General features: G+C 60.6%; 15 protein-coding genes and 2 pseudogenes. 6 read left to right on the forward strand and 11 right to left on the reverse strand.

What is annotated here, in order from left to right:
* Positions 1-8: 8 nt before the first annotated feature.
* The 7 genes and pseudogenes from QWI18_RS05560 to QWI18_RS05590 form a co-directional block, all read right to left on the reverse strand.
* Complete coding sequence (locus tag QWI18_RS05560; RefSeq protein ID WP_369318377.1) at positions 9-950, reverse strand: PfkB family carbohydrate kinase; 942 nt, start codon at positions 948-950, stop codon at positions 9-11.
* The gene (locus tag QWI18_RS05565; RefSeq protein WP_369318378.1) at positions 940-2,409 is read right to left on the reverse strand and encodes a cytosine permease; all 1,470 of its coding nucleotides are present in this window, start codon (positions 2,407-2,409) and stop codon (positions 940-942) included. The genes QWI18_RS05560 and QWI18_RS05565 overlap by 11 nt, the downstream gene beginning before the upstream one ends.
* 159 nt (positions 2,410-2,568) lie before the next feature.
* Positions 2,569-3,585 carry an ADP-ribosylglycohydrolase family protein gene (locus tag QWI18_RS05570; protein WP_369318379.1) on the reverse strand — a complete coding sequence of 339 codons (1,017 nt, stop codon included), beginning with the start codon at positions 3,583-3,585 and terminating at the stop codon, positions 2,569-2,571.
* Positions 3,582-4,295 (reverse strand): GntR family transcriptional regulator, encoded by a 714-nt coding sequence (locus tag QWI18_RS05575; protein WP_192135167.1) that lies wholly within the window; start codon positions 4,293-4,295, stop codon positions 3,582-3,584. Before QWI18_RS05575 ends, QWI18_RS05570 begins: the two co-directional genes overlap by 4 nt.
* 171 nt (positions 4,296-4,466) lie before the next feature.
* A complete protein-coding gene (locus tag QWI18_RS05580) occupies positions 4,467-5,135 on the reverse strand; it encodes a DsbA family oxidoreductase (protein WP_065992518.1) in 669 nt (222 codons plus the stop codon).
* A 110-nt stretch (positions 5,136-5,245) separates the two neighbouring features.
* Positions 5,246-6,238, reverse strand: a complete 993-nt coding sequence (locus QWI18_RS05585; RefSeq protein WP_369318380.1) for an alpha/beta fold hydrolase — start codon at positions 6,236-6,238, stop codon at positions 5,246-5,248.
* A gap of 156 nt (positions 6,239-6,394) precedes the next feature.
* Positions 6,395-7,003, reverse strand: a pseudogene (locus tag QWI18_RS05590) (5-methyltetrahydropteroyltriglutamate--homocysteine S-methyltransferase); the annotation flags it as partial.
* Positions 7,004-7,210: 207 nt separating this feature from the next.
* On the opposite strand from QWI18_RS05590, the gene metR reads away from it, so the two are divergent.
* Positions 7,211-8,128, forward strand: a complete 918-nt coding sequence (gene metR, locus QWI18_RS05595) for a transcriptional regulator MetR (RefSeq protein WP_369318381.1) — start codon at positions 7,211-7,213, stop codon at positions 8,126-8,128.
* Between the two features lie 28 nt (positions 8,129-8,156).
* Here metR and QWI18_RS05600 read toward each other — a convergent pair whose 3' ends face one another.
* From QWI18_RS05600 to QWI18_RS05610, 3 genes are all read right to left on the reverse strand, one after another.
* Positions 8,157-8,561, reverse strand: a complete 405-nt coding sequence (locus QWI18_RS05600; protein ID WP_065993203.1) for an NUDIX domain-containing protein — start codon at positions 8,559-8,561, stop codon at positions 8,157-8,159.
* A 2-nt stretch (positions 8,562-8,563) separates the two neighbouring features.
* Entirely contained in the window at positions 8,564-9,655 is a 1,092-nt protein-coding gene (gene ddlA, locus QWI18_RS05605; RefSeq protein ID WP_369318382.1) for a D-alanine--D-alanine ligase, read from the reverse strand.
* Between the two features lie 162 nt (positions 9,656-9,817).
* Positions 9,818-10,087, reverse strand: a complete 270-nt coding sequence (locus QWI18_RS05610) for a type B 50S ribosomal protein L31 (RefSeq protein WP_065992508.1) — start codon at positions 10,085-10,087, stop codon at positions 9,818-9,820.
* Between the two features lie 200 nt (positions 10,088-10,287).
* On the opposite strand from QWI18_RS05610, the gene QWI18_RS05615 reads away from it, so the two are divergent.
* The 4 genes and pseudogenes from QWI18_RS05615 to QWI18_RS05630 all read left to right on the forward strand — a co-directional run bounded on the left by QWI18_RS05615 (position 10,288) and on the right by QWI18_RS05630 (position 13,175).
* Positions 10,288-10,659, forward strand: a complete 372-nt coding sequence (locus QWI18_RS05615) for a hypothetical protein (RefSeq protein WP_296308568.1) — start codon at positions 10,288-10,290, stop codon at positions 10,657-10,659.
* 246 nt (positions 10,660-10,905) lie between these two features.
* Positions 10,906-11,148: pseudogene (locus QWI18_RS05620) on the forward strand (excisionase family DNA-binding protein); the annotation flags it as partial.
* Between the two features lie 144 nt (positions 11,149-11,292).
* Entirely contained in the window at positions 11,293-12,435 is a 1,143-nt protein-coding gene (locus QWI18_RS05625) for an OpgC domain-containing protein (RefSeq protein ID WP_369318383.1), read from the forward strand.
* Positions 12,436-12,551: 116 nt separating this feature from the next.
* Positions 12,552-13,175, forward strand: a complete 624-nt coding sequence (locus QWI18_RS05630) for a hypothetical protein (protein WP_369318384.1) — start codon at positions 12,552-12,554, stop codon at positions 13,173-13,175.
* 58 nt (positions 13,176-13,233) lie between these two features.
* Here the strand turns inward: QWI18_RS05630 and QWI18_RS05635 are convergent, their stop codons facing one another.
* Positions 13,234-14,151, reverse strand: coding sequence for a hypothetical protein (locus QWI18_RS05635; protein WP_369318385.1), 918 nt, complete (start codon positions 14,149-14,151; stop codon positions 13,234-13,236).
* Between the two features lie 269 nt (positions 14,152-14,420).
* On the opposite strand from QWI18_RS05635, the gene QWI18_RS05640 reads away from it, so the two are divergent.
* Positions 14,421-17,543: a transglycosylase domain-containing protein gene (locus QWI18_RS05640; protein ID WP_369318386.1), complete on the forward strand. Its 3,123-nt coding sequence runs from the start codon at positions 14,421-14,423 to the stop codon at positions 17,541-17,543.
* Positions 17,544-17,655 lie beyond the last annotated feature (112 nt).

The raw sequence follows: 17,655 nt of genomic DNA on the forward strand, positions 1-17,655 counted from the left end.
GGGGGTCATCAGGGTGCCAGGGGAAATTCGCTGCTGCCGACTAACTCATCCACCTCTGCCGCCGTCGGTGCAGTCGCCGGGCCCCAGCGAGTGACGGCAATGGCCGCCGCCGCATTGGCGCGCAATGCGGCTTCTGCAGCGGACAGCCCTGACGCCAGCCCGGCCAGCAACACCCCCGCATGGGCATCACCGGCGCCATTGGTGTCAATGGCCGTCACCGGGAAGCCGCGCACGTGTCGGGGCTCGGAACCCTGACGGATCCAGCAGCCATTCGGTCCGTCGCGCACCACCATCAAGGCATCCTTGCGCAGCCAGTGCGCCAGCCTGTCCAGGGCCCCCTCGATCGTCTCGCACCCGGTGAAGCGCAGCGCTTCTTCGGCATTGCTCGTCCACAGCGTGATCAATGGCAACACCACCTGCATCCCGGACGCCTCCGGCGAATCGATCAGCGGCCCCGGATCGAACACCACGCCCGCCCCCGCTGGCATGCGCGCGAGCCAGTCCAGCAGCGTCGACACCTTGCCGTCGTGCAGCAAGCTGTAGCCACTGACGAACACATAATCTTCAGGCTGCACCTCGACGCCACGCAGATCGTCAGCCGACAAAACGCCCTCGGCACCGACGTAGGAAATGAACGAGCGCTCGGCCGAAGGCTCGATGAGCGCCACCGACAGGCCAGTGTCCTGACCCGTCGACGCCGCCGCCGCGATGTCGATGCCTTCCGCCGCCATGGCCTGTCGCGCCAGATCGCCGAAACGCCCCGCGCCGTGGCGACCGAGGTACAGCGTTGGCATACCACTGCGCCGTGCGGCGGCCATCACGTTGAATCCCCCGCCGGTTGCGAAGGCCGCCGAGCGGGCGAGCACATCGCCGCCGGAGCGAGGCAAGGCGTCCAGCGCCATGACCAGATCGACCACGACCTGGCCGGTGTAGAGCAACCTAGCGGGCATGAACAACCTCTTCGGCAACAACGCGACGGTCACGGGCGCCGCCCAGCAAAGCATACACACCGCCCGCGACCACGAAGGTCACGATCCAGCCCAGCCCGTTATGGCCGAACCACGAGTCGGACAGCAAACCTTTGAATATCACGTTCTCCGGCGTGGTCGCGACGGTGGTGAAACTGTACCCAAGCACGATGGCCAGGGCCCACGCACCCAGCGCACGCCACTCGATCCCGCCGCGATACCAATAGGCACTGCGCGGCGAGACGTCCATCAAGTCAGCGGGGGAATAGTAATGGCGATGCATCAGGTCGACGACGAAGATCCCGACCCACGCGGTGATTGGCACGGCGAGCATCGAAATGAACGTGATGAACGGGCCGTAGAAACTGTCGGCGATCAGCATGAAGTAAATCGAGCCGGCGAAGATCGCCACGATGTCGACAATCACTGCGTGCACGCGCTTGATCCTCAGGCCCAGCGTCAGCGTGGTCAGGCCCGCCGAGTACACCGACAGATTGTTGGAGAGCAGCAGCCCGCCGAATGCCGTGATCAGGTACGGCACCGCCATCCAGGTCGGCAGCAGTTCGCGGATCGCGATGATCGGATCGGTGGCCGACGCCAGGTGGTCATTGCCCACTGACAGCAGCCCGCCCAGGGTGATCAGCAACACCAGTGGAATGCCTGCGCCGAAAGCAGCCGACGCCACCAGCCGCGAGGCTTTGACGCTGCGATGCTGATAGCGCGACATGTCGGCGCCCGCGTTGGCCCAGCCGATGCCCGTGCCGGCCGCCATGGTGCCGATACCGATGATCATCGCGCTCACCGGTGCAGGCGCGGCGTTGAACACGGCCGCCCAGTCGATGTGCGCGATCAGGAACCCGCCGACGATGACGTTCAAAGCGCCGAAGATGTACGTCGCCCATTTCTGAATGACCAGCAGCGTGGCGTGGCCGAGCCCGGAAACGGTCAGCGTCATCAGCACGAAAATGGCGATGAACACCAGGGTGAGGCCCGGCGCACTTTTAGCTTCCACCGGCGTGGCGAAGAGAATCGAGCACAGCGACAGCAGTACGAAAGCGGCGGTCGTGGTGTTCACCGTCTCCCAGCCCAGGCGCGACATCAGCGAGACGATGGTAGGGCCGATATTCCCGCGCACCCCGAAAATCGCCCGCGACAGCGTCAGACTCGGTGCCCTGCCCCGTCGGCCGGCAATGGAGATGACCCCCACGACAGCAAACGAACCGGCCGCGCCGAGGATCGCCACGATGATCGCCTGCCCGATCGACAGCCCGCGAAAGGCCACGAGCGTTGCCCCCAGCGGCAGACCGAGGATGCTGATGTTGGCCGCAAACCACACCCAGAAAAGCTGCAACGGGTGGCCGTTGCATTCGTTCTCCGGAACCGGTTCGATGCCGCGTGTTTCAAGCTGACCTGCGCCTTGAGCGGCGTTGGATGTCGTCATGTGAATGCTCCTGTGCCATTTGTTCTGGTTGTGGGCAGTACGCAAAGCAAACGACATCCGTGTCAGCGTGGGCTTTTGCAGGCTGCAAAAACCCTGACTCGCCGCTACATGGAGCCGCGAGGTAGGTCTTGTTCTTTATACGGGCTGGCTTCGGTCGGATCAGACCCCGCGCAGGGACAGCAACTGCTCGACCACGGGATGAAGGTCGAGCGCGTTGACGGTCTGGATCTCTTCGATCAGCGGTGCGGGCCAGGCGGCCATGCCCTCGCAGGCACCGAGCATCGCCCCGAGAATAGCGGCGATGGTGTCGGTGTCACCGCCCAGACTGGCGGCCATGCACAGTGCGTCGAATGCCGACAACTGCCCGCGAGCCACCTGATGCGCGACAGTGAACGCAGCGACGACCGATTCCTGGGAGGCGACGGACGTGCCGATCACGTCATAAATCAATTCGGGCAGTTGTTCATTGCTGCATTCGACGCACAGTTGTTTGGCCCACCGGATTCGGGCGGCAATGCGGCCGCCGGCGATCCAGTACCCGTAGCCCTCGGCCTCATGGGCGATGCGCGCGCCGACGTCGAGGGCTTCGCCCAGAGTGGCACCGCTGATACCCGCCGAGACAACCGCCGCGACCGCTGCTGCGCTGGAGATCCCGAGATTGGTGTTGTGGGTGACCTGGCAGGCCTGTTTGACCGCCTCGACGAAACGCGCCTCTTCGCGCACATCGAAGGCAATGCCCACCGGCGTGATGCGCATGGCGGCGCCGTTGGTGGTGCCGAAACGCCCCGATTCTTCGGGGCTGTGACCGGCCAGAATCATCTCGATGGCGCGCTTGGTCGAGGGGCCGAGCAGGTCTTGCGAACCCTTGGCCTGCATCACCGCTTCCCAGTCGATCAGGCTCTGCGCCAGATCCGACGGCTCGATGCGCCCTTCTCCAGCGACCAGCAGTTCAGCGACCAAAACGGCTTGTTCGGTGTCATCGGTGATCGATCCGGCAGGCATGTTCGGCGCAATAGGCTGATCGGCACCGGCAGCCTGCAACGTAGTGATGCGGTCGAATCGCTGCCTGATCTGCTCGCGACTCAAGGACTGCGTCGGCATGCCCAACGCGTCGCCCAGCGCCAATCCGTAAAAAGCGCCCAGGCCTCGGTCGCGCGTGTCGATCAGTGCAGTCATGTGGGTGATCCAAAAGCCAGATGCAGACGAAAATGCACGGGGTCCAGAAGGCTTTCCACGTGCTCCATGAAACGTTCGCGGCGATCAAAAGTAGTGCGAGTCGCCTTGAGGAACACCGAGCCCGGCTGGCGCAACATCAGCGCCGCGTCGTCGTTGCTCAGGGGCTCGGCACCGATCCACTGATCGCCGCGATCACCGACGTACCCGTGGGCAGCCAGGGTGACCGTCAGCGAATCATCGATCAGCCCGTCGCGGGGCAGATTTTCCAGACCGTCGCAGGCCGGGATCAGCACACGCTCCAGGGAAACCACGCTGCCATCCCCCGCCGTGCGCCGACGATCCAGCGCGATGAACTCGGCCGTGCCGAACCGTCCTGCCAGATCAGGCCGCTGCACCGCCACCAGACGCAGAATCTCGGTGCTGACCCTGGCCCCCGTGTCGGCCAGGGCCTGGGCCCAACCGGCGCGCTGATCCAGCGAGATGCCGTCGTAGGTGACGATCGAACCGACGCCGGTTTGCGTGGCGATGTAGTTGCGCCGCTTGAGCTCGGACAGCGCCTCGCGCAGCGTACCGCGGCTGACGTTGAATTCCTGTGCGAGCAGATTCTCGCCCGGCAACAACTCGCCCGACCCCATCTGTCCGGTCTCGATGCGTCGGGCCAGCTCATCCACCACACGTTTTTTCTTGTCGAATCGAACCTGTCTAATCATGTACAAATTGATATCCGAAAGTGGCTGGGAGGAGCAAGTGTTTTTTGAAATGCAATGACGGAGGCGTAACAGCAGGTGACAGCTGCACGCGCAGAAGGATAATCGGCCGTCCGGGGTCGAAGAGCCCGGATCAGCCGCCTGTGCGCTGCGCGTCAGGCCTCATCTCGCGTTTCAATCAGCCCGATTCACCACGCTGGATTCTTCGCCCACGATCTGACGAATGGCGCTGACGAACACGTCGACGGGTTGCCCACCGGAAACGGCGTACTGGTCGTTGAAGACGATCGTCGGCACCGAACTCACGCCCCGCGATACCCACAGTTGCTCGAGTTCTCGAACGTCGCTGGCGTACTGATCGCTGGCCAGCAAGGCCTCGGCGCGCACCCGGTCCAGCCCCACTTTCTGCGCAACATCCGCCAGCACCTGGTGGCTGGATACGTTGGCATGCTGGCTGAAATACGCCGTGAACAGCGCTTCTTTCAGCGCGTGCTGCTTGCCTTCCAGCTCAGCCCAGTGCAGCAGTCGATGGGCGTCGAAGGTGTTGAAAATGCGCCGCTCGCCCTGCTTGAAGACGAACCCGAGTTCTGCACCGCGCTCACGGATGTTCTCGGCGTTGGCCTGGAATTGTTCCCGCGTCGAGCCGTACTTTTCGGCGATGTGCTCGAAGATGTCCTGGCCTTCAGGCGGCATTTGCGGGTTGAGTTCGAAGGGCTGGAAGTGAATGTCGGCTTGAACTTCATCGCCCAGATGCTCAAGCGCCTGATCCAGCGCGCGCAGGCCGACGATGCACCAGGGGCAGGACACATCGGAGATGAAATCGATTTTCAGCGGAGTGCTCATGGCAGCCTCGTGCAAGAGAGGAAAAGCACCACGATACGCCGATCACGGTGGCGCTCAAACCCTACACCGGCACGCCCGCCCTCAATGGGCCGGTCAACCCCGCCGTCTTATTAGAGCTGCGCGACGTGGGATGCGTCTTCACGATGCTCGCGCAAATACGGCAACACGGCCGCCAGCAGCGGGGCCTTGAAGGCTTCCTGAAAGCGGTGGGCCAGGCCGGGAATGAGCTTCAGTTGACTGCCCTGTATGTGTGCCGCCACGTGAATTCCGTGCATGACCGGCAGCAGCGGGTCGGCGGTGCCGTGAACGACCAGCGTCGGCACGCGCAGACGATTCAACAATTCCACTCGGCTGGGTTCGGACAGGATCGCCAGAATCTGGCGCTTCACGCCTTCAGGATTAAACGCCCGGTCGTAGGAAACCGCCGCCTGATGCAACAGCATCTGCCGATCATCCTTGACCTCCGGGCTGCCCAGCGCCGCCAGAAGATCGGCCTGTTGCTCAAGGGCAGTCTGCCGGTCAGGCGCGCCGCGACGGGCCAATAGTTGCAACAGCGCCGGGCTGGGCATCGGCAGCCCGGGCGCGCCGGAGCTGGTCATGATCAGCGTCAGGCTCTCCACGCGCTTGGGCGCCATGTCCGCCAGATGCTGCGCAATCATGCCGCCCATGCTCGCCCCCAGCACATGGAATTCCTTAACGTGCAGCGCGTCCATCAGGCCGAGCGCGTCCTGAGCCATGTCGGTCAGCGAATACGGCGCCGACACCGGCAGGCCGATTTTGTAGCGCAGCACTTCGTAGGTAAGGTTGGGACTCGGCGGCGCCTGGACCCAGGTCGACAATCCTACGTCCCGGTTGTCGTAGCGAATCACGCGAAAGCCCTGCTGGCATAAGGCAACGACCACTTCGTCCGGCCAGTGGATCAGTTGACCGCCAAGCCCCATGACCAACAGCAGCGCCGGATCGGAATCACGCCCGATGCTTTGATACGCCAGGTGCACGTCATCGAGCTCGACCACCTGCGTGGGAACGTCAACATCGCATCGAGAGGCCGCAAAAGACGACAGGCTGCACAAGAGCGCAGCCAGAAAAAGTAAAACCCGCATGGAAAAACACCGACACACAGAACCCCAGTAGGCCGCGAGTCTGATGAAGTTTGCTCAAGCGCGCTGCCACAGTTGCGTGACAGTTTGATGAAGAGGGCTGAGCGGTAGCAAAACGGTCATCTCACCCTGTATTCACGCGGCCGCTGTTGCCGGCGAGCTGATCGAATCCGCCACCCATAGGTTGTCGGCGAAGCGCAGTTGAGCCTCTTTTACCACCTCAAGGGCGGCTTCACCGTCGGCGCCAGCGGGGTCAAGTTCGCCTGCCACACCCAGCGACAGCACCTTGTAGATGGGCAGGCGGTCCAGCACCAGAGGCATTTGCTCCGGGGCACTGAGCACATCGACATGCAGGCCTTGCACTGGCAAAGACACCGCAAGGCCAAGGTTGCTGCCCAGCCCCAGACCGCCGCAGGAGACCGCGAGCAGCTTTTTAAGCGGCGAGTATTGCAAGGCGTGGTACGCGCGCTCGAAGGCGTTCTTCCAGTCCTGGGGCAGGTCGAGGGTCAGAATTGGCTCGTCGATCTGTACCCACTCGACGCCCTTGCCCGCCAGCCGGCCGAGGATCTCGCCGTAGACCGGCAGCAGACGGTCGAGCAGGTCGAGCTTGTCGAAGCCCTCCCCTTCCGCTTGCCCCAGCCAGAGGTACGTCAACGGACCGATGATCTCCGGCCGGAGGGTGTGCCCCTCGGCGCGGGCCTGGTCGACCTCATCGAACAGCGGCGCCCAGCTCAGGTTGAAGCGCTGATCATGGGTAAACGTTGGCACCGAATCCACATCAATGCCGTCACCCAGGGTTTCGAGGATGTGCTTGAAGCCCCTGGCCACGCCGATGTGAGGAAAATTAGAGTTGTTGACCTGGCCCATGCTGACTGCTTCCTTCAAAAGATGGCGCCATTGTCGACACTTACCCTGACATGAGACAAACTCATTAAATTCGTGTTGATCACAAAATTTACTCATGGAGCGCCGTCGGTGCTGGAAATTCGCCACCTGAAAACCCTGCATGCGTTACGCGAAGCAGACAGCCTCGTTGACGCCGCTGACCGCCTGCATCTGACGCAGTCGGCGCTGTCGCACCAGTTCAAGGAGCTGGAAGAACGCATGGGCATGCCGCTGTTCGTGCGCAAGACCAAACCGGTGCGCTTCACCAGCGCGGGCCTGCGACTGCTGCAACTGGCCGACTCGGTACTGCCGCAACTGCGCCATGCCGAACGGGATATTTCGCGACTGGCCGGCGGTGTCGCGGGGCGTCTGCACATGGCCATCGAATGCCACAGTTGCTTTCAGTGGCTGATGCCGACGATCGACCAGTTCCGCGATGCATGGCCGGAGGTGGAACTTGATCTGGCGTCAGGTTTCGCTTTCGCGCCCCTCCCCGCCCTGGCCCGTGGCGATCTGGATCTGGTGGTGACGTCGGACCCTCTGGAACTGGCAGGCATTACCTATGTGCCGTTGTTTACCTACGAGGCCATGCTCGCGGTCGCCAATCAGCATCCGCTGGCGGCCAGGGCTTATGTGGTGCCGGAAGATCTGATCAATGAAACCCTGATCACCTACCCCGTCGAGCGCGACCGCCTGGACATCTTCACGCGTTTTCTCGAGCCGGCGGACATTGAACCGGCGCAGGTGCGCACGTCCGAGCTGACGGTGATGATGATGCAACTGGTCGCCAGCGGCCGCGGCGTGTGTGGGATGCCGCACTGGGCGCTGCATGAATACAGCTCACGCGGGTACGTGAAGGGCAAGCGGCTGGGGGAAAAAGGATTGTTCGCCACGCTGTACGCGGCGATTCGCGCAGACATGCTGGACGCGCCCTACATGCGTGACTTCCTGCTGACGGCGAAGGACACGTCGTTTTCGACACTGGACGGGGTAAGCGCGGTTCGTTAACCCGCCGCACCGCACCCCCCCATCAAAATCAGGCGATTGGCAGGCCTCGGTACAGCGGCAATATCGAATCCCGGGTCAGCGGCGCCAGGTGCAACTGCTCAATATTCTCGCCGTCGACCCAGATCGCTTCCTCGATCTCGGCCGCGGGATTGACCGGCTCGTCCACGTGAACGCCGTACAGCTGGCAATTCACTTCGAAGCCCGGTTCATTCGCCGCCACCGCCGAAAACTCGCCCAGGAATCGCGCGTGTTCCGGCGCAATGACCAGCCCCAGCTCTTCGTTCAGCTCACGGGCCAGCGCATCGAGCGCCGACTCGCCGGCATCGATCTTGCCGCCCGGCTGCATGAACGCTTCAGTCCCGCGCTTGCGCACCAGCAGCGTCTTGCCATCGGCACGGGTCAGCAGCGCGGCGGCAATACGGAGCGTCTTCACCGTCACAGCACCACCTCGGTTTTCAGCGCGCGGGTTTCTTCGGCACGTTCCAGCGCCAGGGTGATCAACCGATCGATCAGCTCGGCGTAGCTCAATCCGCTGGCCTGCCAGAGTTTCGGGTACATGCTGATGGAGGTGAAGCCGGGGAGCGTGTTGACCTCGTTGATGATGATTTCCCGTGCCTCGGTGACAAAGAAATCCACCCGCGCCAAACCGGCGCACCCCAGCACGCGATAGGCCTGCAGCGCCACCTCACGCACGGCCTCGCTCATCTCTTCGGCCATCTGCGCGGGGATCGCGATGCGCGCCTGGCCGTCGTTCAGGTACTTGGTGTCGTAGGCGTAAAACTCGTCATTGGCCACGACCTCACCGCACACACTGACCTTCGGCTCGTGGTTGCCCAGCACGGCGCATTCCACTTCGCGACCGACGATACCCTGCTCGATCAGCACCTTGTTGTCGTACTCGAAGGCCAGCTTCAGGGCGGCGGAATAGCCGGGTTCGTCGGTCACTTTGCTCACGCCAACCGACGATCCCTGGCACGCCGGTTTGACGAAAAGCGGCAGGCCCAGCTGGGCGGAGACGCTGACGAAATCCACCGTCTCGCCACGCTGAAGGACCACGAACGGCGCGACCGATATACCCGCATCGCGCAGCAGCCGTTTGGTCACATCCTTGTCCATGCAAGCCGCGGAGCTCAGCACATCCGGGCCCACGAACGGAATGTCCAGCAGCCGCAGCATGCCTTGCAGGCAGCCGTCTTCCCCGAAACTGCCATGGATCAGCGGGAACACCACGTCGATGCGCGGCACCTCTGCGCCGGTCTGCACTTCTACGAATTGCGGCCCGCTGGCGCCCGGCATCAACGTAAGCAGCCGCCCGGAGTCACTGAGCTTGATGTGCGCAGGATCAGTAGGGTTCTGCAAGTAATCCTGCTCGTCGAAGCGCAGCCAGTGGCCCTGCTTGTCGACACCAATGAGGGTGATGGAGAAGTTGTTGCGATCAATCGCGTTGATCACGTTGCGCGCCGATTGCAACGACACTTCATGCTCGGAGGATTGCCCACCGAAAACGATGGCGACTGACTTTTTCAAAGGGGGATGCTCCTGAATTTCAGGTCGCAGAGCTAAAAGCAATTTGGCCGGATAGTCCAGTGCCAAGGTGGCTTGCGAGACGGAATACAGGAAAAACGGGGCAAAAAAATCCCGCGCCCGGGTGATCGACTGGCGATGCCCGGAGCGCGGGAGGTGCTGCTGTCATTCCTCTTTCCTGGCGCCGGAACCGAAGGTCGCGAAGCGCTTGTTGAAGCCCGCGATACGGCCTTCGGTGGTGGTCTTGCGCTGTTGACCGGTGTACATGGGATGCGACGCGCTGGACACGTCGAGGGCAACATAAGGGTAGGTGGTGCCATCGGTGTGCGTGTGTGTGCGATCGGTATCAACCGTGGAGCCGATCAGGAAAAACACATCGGCAGCAGTGTCGTGGAAGAGCACTTTACGGTAGTCGGGATGGATGTCGGGCTTCATCGTTTTTCTCCAGAATGTAAACAATCATGTAATACGTTATACAGTATCAATTCGATAAAGTTCAACCGCTAACGATTTTGTAACGGTTACAACTTTCGCCTTTTCCGCCGCTTCCCCTGCCGCTAACGTTCGCGCCTCTGACGACCTCAGCCCGGTCCTCGACGGGAACGGAATGAACAAAAACACCAGGAGGGAGTGCCATGCACTTGATCGATCGATACGAAATGAGTGTCCCGGGACACATGAAGCTGATTGACGCCCGCAGCGCGTTGAATCATCTGCAGCGTCTGGTCCAGGCAACTGGCGGTAAGCCTGAATCCGAGCAACTCGTCAGCCTGATCGAAACGATCGTGGAGGCTTTTCACGAAGCCGCTGACGACGTCATGCCGGTCAACGACCACGACGTGTTCATGCGCCAGGCGTGTGAATGGAACTACATCGCGCTGTCTCCCAAAGAGCGCGAAGTGCTCCACGAGATCCGCTGCTGCAACGACGAGGGCAAAGAAGACATTTATCGAATGGTCAGCGAGACGCTGGACCGCAAGCCGATGCTGATGCCGCAAGCTCAGTAATTCACGGTTGGGTTGGAAATCTGCGCGAAAAAAGGGGCGCCTGTGAGTTCCCCTGGTGCATTGCTCGTCGTTAAAAATGCCGGTTCCAGGCCAACCTGACGGTGTCGCAGGGATGAGATCGAATGAAAGCGTTGAGCCGCCGTCCACCAGTCGATTTCGGACTGCTCTACGGCTTGCGAGCCGAGACGGCAGGCTCACCTGAGCGCGCCATCGCATTTTCGTTTATTTCGAATAACATCCTCAGTTCTAGACAACGTTGTCAGGGTGGTCCCGGTGCATGCCGAACTGACGACTCAGGAAGCCGCTGATCTCCTCAACGTCTCTAGACCTCATTTCGTCAAGCTGCTTGGGGAAGGCGCTCTTCCTCACTTTAAAACCGGTCGCTACCGCAGAGTGTTGTTCTCTGACCTGATGGCGTTCAAGAACAAACGCGACGAAGCCAGCCGAAAACCGATGGATGATTTGTCCCGGCTTTCAGAAGAGCTATAGAGCGAGACATCCTGCAACATCCACCCTTTGCTTTTACCCCGCAAACCCGCCACCCTGCGCGCCGCCGATCAGACCCTGCTGACGGCAAGGAACCATGGCCCCATTGGCCCCTCTTCTTTAAACACCTTTGCAAGGCCCACCGTCATGACGAACGGACGCGACCATCGCATCGACTTCTTTCGGGGTCTGGCGCTGATTTTCATTTTTTGGGATCACGTGCCAGCCAACCCTTTCGCGCAACTGACACTGCGCAATTTTGGCTTCAGCGACGCCGCCGAGGTGTTCGTGTTTCTCGCCGGCTATGCCGCCGTACTCGCTTACGGGCGCGTGGCGCAGCGTGACGGTTATGTCGTGGCGTGCCTGCGTATCCTGCGGCGCACATGGGTGCTGTACGTCGCGCACATCTTCTTGCTGACGCTGCTGATGGGCATCGTTTTCGTCGCCAACAATCACGTCGAAACCCGGGACATGGTGCGCGAGATGGGCCTGGAGTATTTCGTCGGCAACCCGCAGCAGGCGCTGGCCGATGAGCTGTTGCTGCGCTTTAAACCCAACCTCACCGACCCGCTGCCGCTGTACATCCTGCTGATGGGCACGTTGCCGTTGATCCTGCCTGTCATGCTGCGCAACGCAGCGCTGGCGATCGGCCTGTCGATTGCGCTGTACATGATGGTGCCGCTGCTGGGCTGGAACCTGCGCGCCTACGAAGGCGGCGGTTACTGGTATTTCAATCCCGTCGCCTGGCAGTTGATCTTCGTGCTCGGCGGGGCCTTTGCCCTGCATACCCAACGGGCGCCAATCGTAATCGCCCCTGCTCGGCCGCTTTGGCAACAGCCGCTGTTTCTCATAGCCGCGGCTTACCTGCTGCTGGCCGGCGTCATCACCGTGCTGTGGAAATTTCCTGACGTGCATGACGCGCTACTACCTACCGCGCTCACCGAATTGATCTACCCAATCAGCAAAACCGACCTGTCGCCGGTGCGCCTGCTGCATTTCCTTGCGCTGGTGTCTGTCGTCGCGAAGACGCTGCCGACGTCGATGACCTGGCTCGACAACTGGCCTGTCCAGCAGACCTGCCGGATGGGCCGCTATTCGCTGGAGATCTTCTGCCTGGGCGTCCTCCTCGCCCCGCTGGCCGACATGGCGAACGCGCTGGCTGACGATGCCTGGCAAATGCGCGTGATCACCGCGTTGTTGGGGCTGGGATTGATGCTGCTGTTGTCGAACTGGCTGGAGTTGAACAAGCGATTGGGCAGTCCGAAAGCGGTGCAGGTGGTGAAGGTTTGAGAACCATGTCTCACTTGGATGGAGCTTCGGAAATTTCCTACTGGTTTATCAGGCAAAGCTTTTTCGCAGGATGCCGTTAGCTGAGGAGAGTCGATAAACAGTGGGAGGTAACGACGATGGAAATTTCAACGACAACGCGAGCATTTGCATTTCCAAAAGCACGTGAACCAGCAGACCCGCAGCAGACTAAGGCAGAAAACCCGAAAGCCCTCGAATCAGAAGAGCGCGACCGTAAGGATGCGGCACGCAGGCCATGGCGCAATGAGCCTGGCTTCGAAAAAGTCGGAAACTGGGAACAGTATCTATCGATTAAAGAAAGCTTCGCGATTTTGGAATTGGCTGCTCTTCGGCGCACCTATTACGAGTTCAAGAGCGATCTGGCAACTTTACATCCCGAGCTTGCAGGCAAGGACTTCAGCTTCGCGCTGGATGAAGAAGGCATTAAAATTCTTGACCCAAAAGGCGCGCTATCGCACGGGGAAAAAAATCGTCTGGCCCAGAGCTTGAGCCAGTACCGAGGCTTCGGTGAACAGCTTGCTTCTTTCACCAGAACTCTGGAATTACTGGCAACGCATGATCGCGACGGGCGTCAAGTTGCTCAAACTCAAGTCGCCAACCCTATTGGACAGTTTCCAGACCTCGGCAAGATATTAGACGCAGACACTGCACAGCTAGTTTGGCATCGAGACATAGATCCTCTCATCCAGCGCGCACGCATGTCTATTTCGGAAACGGTATAGGTCATTAATAAGCCTGACGGGCCACAGACCCGCCAGGCATTCACGTAATTGACTTAACTCAGCTTTTTATTTTCCGGTGATGACATACGTGCCCAAAAACCTTATCACCTTCGGAAGCTGCTGCGGTACCAGCCAGCTCAGACACTACATTAGTAAAGCGGTAGCTGCCGACATAATAGTAGCTTCTCCACGTACCCGGACCATATATATAATTAATATCACCTGATTCCCGCCCTCCATAGCATCGCTCGAAACTCACCACTTCCGTGACCCTTCCATTCTCGTCACTGACCACATCCCTGGAGATAGGCTTTATACGGGACTCTGCCAAGCTCATGTCCAGCCTCCCCATCGCGCCTTTTAGAGGTGTATCAAGAGAGTCTACAAAATAGGCTTCAATGTTAGCCTCAGTGTATCCCTGCACCAAGAGAAACGCTGGCTGAGTGTGTCCGCTCGGTATCCGTTTGATCCCATACTGATCCCGCAATTTAAATTCCTTGAGAACGGGATATGAGCCGAAGACGATTCCATATGGCTGCGGAACGAATGCAGCGCCCCTTTTATAGCTAACTCTAATCTGAATTTGACTTCCGGGCTCAAGTCCGGAAAACACCATCGTTTTTTCTGGTAAAAGCTGCCATTTGCCGTCATCGAGTACCTCAATATCCCAGAACACGTCGTCCGAAAAGTCATGAGAGCGTGCCACTACCACTTTCTGTCCTCGGACCGAGGTGAAGCTGTAATAATGAACATCGTCCGGACTGACAAGAACTTCTTTCTTCACATGCAGGGCGTCAGTTAGGGCCACCACTCCCGACATTTTACTTGGCGACTCTATGGGCGCGACCGCCCCCGGACTGCTTCCGGAGGTATCGCTGGGTGTGGTGCCGATCTGGAACGGTAACGCTGACGCCGAGCACATCACTAAGACTGCGCAACTCGCAAACGACCCAGTACAAAAATGTTTAATCTTCAAAGTTTATTCTCCATAGCCTGATGGCCTGTTGTTATTGTCAATCGACAAAATCAACTAATCAGCGATATGAAAAGCAATCAACCTCCTACCTCCATATTCGGAACCTTCCTACAAATTCACAGGTACATCTGGCACAGGAGATAAAACCAGCCTGGTCCCGAGCTATTTCCGACAGAACACAGTCACGCACCCCACAAACTCTTCACCCGCGCCCACCAGCGTCTACGCTTGTAACAAGTGCGATGTGCAGGTTTGACCGGGCTTACGATATGGGCGCTTTTTGGCATTCCGATACGAAGAAGGCTGCGGTCAAGGCTGACAGTCAGGGAAACGGATCAGTGCCAGCCCATGCTCGCCCACGGCGTTACGTCTGGCGGTTTTTGCTGGTGGCGGTGCTGATGGCAGCAGTGATCCTGGGATTTGTGGTCTCGACCGAGGTGCGCAGCTCCCGTTTGCAGGCCCAGGAGTTCAGTCATCTGGCCCAAGGCCTGAGCTACACCGTCGAAGCCGGTCCCAGCGACGCGATTGTGTATCCCGGTGACGGGCCTTTCGACAAGCGTCTGGGCTATTCCGCCCTTGGCGAATTCCTGCCGCGCTTGCTCAAGCGTGACTACCTGATCAGCGCCCAGGCGCGGTTCTCCCCTGATCTTATGTCCTACGCCAGGCGCGGTTTCTTCGTCCCGTATCAGGAGAAGATTCAATCCGGCCTGACCATTTCTGACTGTCGCGCCGCGCCGCTGTATCAGTACACCTACCCGCAGCAGCTGTACCCGACCTTTGCCGCGATCCCACCGGTGCTGGTCAACAGTCTGTTGTTCATCGAGAACCGCGACTTGCTGGATGATCAGCGCCCGCTGGCCAACCCGGCGGTGGATTGGCCAAGGTTCTTCAAGGCGGCGCTCTCTCAGGCGGCGAAAATGGTGGGGTTGCCGGGGCAATCGGCCGGTGGCAGCACGTTGGCGACACAGTTGGAGAAGTACCGGCACTCGCCGGACGGCCTGACGCTGTCGGGCAGCGAGAAGATTCGTCAGATGGTGTCCGCCAGCGTTCGCGCTTATCAGCCGGGGCAGCAGACCCTTGAGGCGCGGCAGCGGGTGGTGCGGGACTATCTCAACAGCGTGCCGCTGTCGGCGGTCCCGGGTCATGGTGAAGTCCACGGCATGGCCGAAGGGTTGCGGGTCTGGTACGGCGCGGACTTCGACCGCACCAACCAGTTGCTGGCGTCGACGGCAAAAGACGATAAAACCCTGACGGCGCAGGGCTTGGCGCTGCGCGAAGTCCTGTCGCTGGTGATCGCGCAGCGCAGGCCCTCGCACTTTCTGGCGAAGGGGCGCAAGGAGCTCGCGGATCTGGCTGACAGCCATCTGCGCGTGCTCGCGCAGAACCATGTCATCGATCAACCGCTGGCCGACGCCGCTCTGGCAGCCAGCGTGACCTATCGCGACTGGGTGCAGCAGCCGACCGTGCAACCGATTGAGAGCAACAAAGGCATCACCGTCGCCCGCACGCGGCTGTCGAACATGCTCAACCGTTCGCTCTACGACCTTGACCGCCTGGACCTTTCGGCCACCAGCACGCTGCAAAACGACCTGCAGGTCAGCGTCGGCCAGTACCTGCGCGACCTCGCCAAGCCCGAATTTGCCGGTCAGATGGGGCTGATCGGTGAGCATCTGCTGACGCCGGCCAGCACCCAGGCGGTGCGTTACAGCTTTACCCTGTTCGAGCGCGACCCCGATGGCTCGCGGGTGCGGGTGCAGACGGACAGCACGGATCAGCCGTTCGACATCAACGAGGGCAGCAAGCTGGAGCTGGGGTCGACGGCCAAGATGCGCGTGCTGACGACGTACTTGCAGATCATCGCTGAGCTGCACGACAAGTACGTCGATCTGCCCGCCAGCGCCCTGAGAACAATCCCGGTCGAAGAGTCCGACCGCCTCAGCCGCTGGGCGGTGGACTACCTGATTCAGAACAACGATCGGGACCTCGCGAAGATGCTCGCTGCGGCCCTCGATCGTCAGTATTCGGCCAGCCCCGGCGAAAGTTTTTTCACCGGCGGCGGCCTGCATCATTTCAATAATTTTCGCCGGGAGGACAACGCGCGCAACCCCACCCTTCGCGAGGCGTTGCGCGAGTCGATCAACTTGCCGTTCATTCGCCTGATGCGCGATCTGGTGCGTTACACCACCTATCAGTGGCACAACAACAGCGCGGTGTTGCTCAAGGACGACAGCGATCCGAGGCGCCAGGAATACCTGGCCGATTTCGCCGATCGCGAGGGCAAGTCGTTCCTGCTGCGCTTCTGGAAACGCTATAAAAACAAATCCACCCAAGACCGGCTCGACACCTTCCTCGACGGGGTACATCCCGCGGCGAGCCGACTTGCCGCCGTGCACCGTTACCTGCTGCCTGACGCTTCGCAAAGCGCGTTCAATGCGTTCGTGCGGGCGCACATGGCCGGGGAAAAGGGTAAAACGGCGCTCACCGAGAAGCGCCTGGACGACCTCTATTTCGCCTACGGCCCTGGAAAGTTTGATCTGCCGGATCAAGGCTACGTTGCCCGCGTTCATCCGCTGGATCTGTGGCTGGTGGGGTATCTGCTGCAGAACCCGGACGCCACGTTCAAGGATGCCGTCGCGGCCAGCCGTTTCGAGCGTCAGGAGGTCTACAGCTGGCTGTTCAAGAGCCAGCACAAGAGCGCGCGCGACAGCCGCATTCGTACGATGCTGGAGATCGAAGCGTTTCTCGACATCCACCAGCGCTGGCAGCGGCTGGGGTATCCGTTCGATCATCTGGTGCCGTCGCTGGCCACCGCCATTGGCAGTTCCGGTGATCGACCCGCCGCGCTTGCCGAACTCATCGGCATCATCCAGAACGATGGCATCCGCCTGCCGGTGTTGCGCATCGACAGCCTGCACTTTGCCGCGCAGACGCCTTATGAAACCCAGCTGGTCAACAACCCCGAGCTGGGCAAACGGGTGCTGCCCTCGGAAGTCGCCGCAGCCATGCGCGAGGCGCTTTCCCAAGTGGTCGATGCCGGCACGGCAAGGCGCGTGTCCGGCAGTTTCAAAACCCGTGACGGCAGCGTGCTGGCCATGGGCGGCAAAACCGGCACGGGCGACAACCGTATCGAAAGCATTGGCGCAGGGGGTCGAGTCCTGGCGTCCAAGGCCATCAACCGCACCGCGACGTTCGTGTTTTTCATCGGCGACAACCACTACGGCACGCTGACGGCCTACGTCCCGGGACGCGCCGCCGAGAGCTTCAAATTCACCTCCGCCCTTCCGGTGCAAGTCCTGAAAGGCATGGCGCCGATTCTCAATCCCTACTTGGAGCCGGGCACTTTCACCCAGTGCAAAGCGCCCGTCCCTACGCAGGTGGCCACGCTTCTGTAACTGGTATCCATCGATCCCATGCCTCTGAAACGGGACGACAACCGTTCGTCTTAACCCATCTTGTGGAAACAATAAGATATATCTTAAGGTATATCTAACTTGTACCAAGAGA

This window comes from Pseudomonas sp. W2Oct36 (genome assembly GCF_041060465.1).
In the GTDB taxonomy this organism is placed as follows: domain Bacteria; phylum Pseudomonadota; class Gammaproteobacteria; order Pseudomonadales; family Pseudomonadaceae; genus Aquipseudomonas; species Aquipseudomonas graminis_B.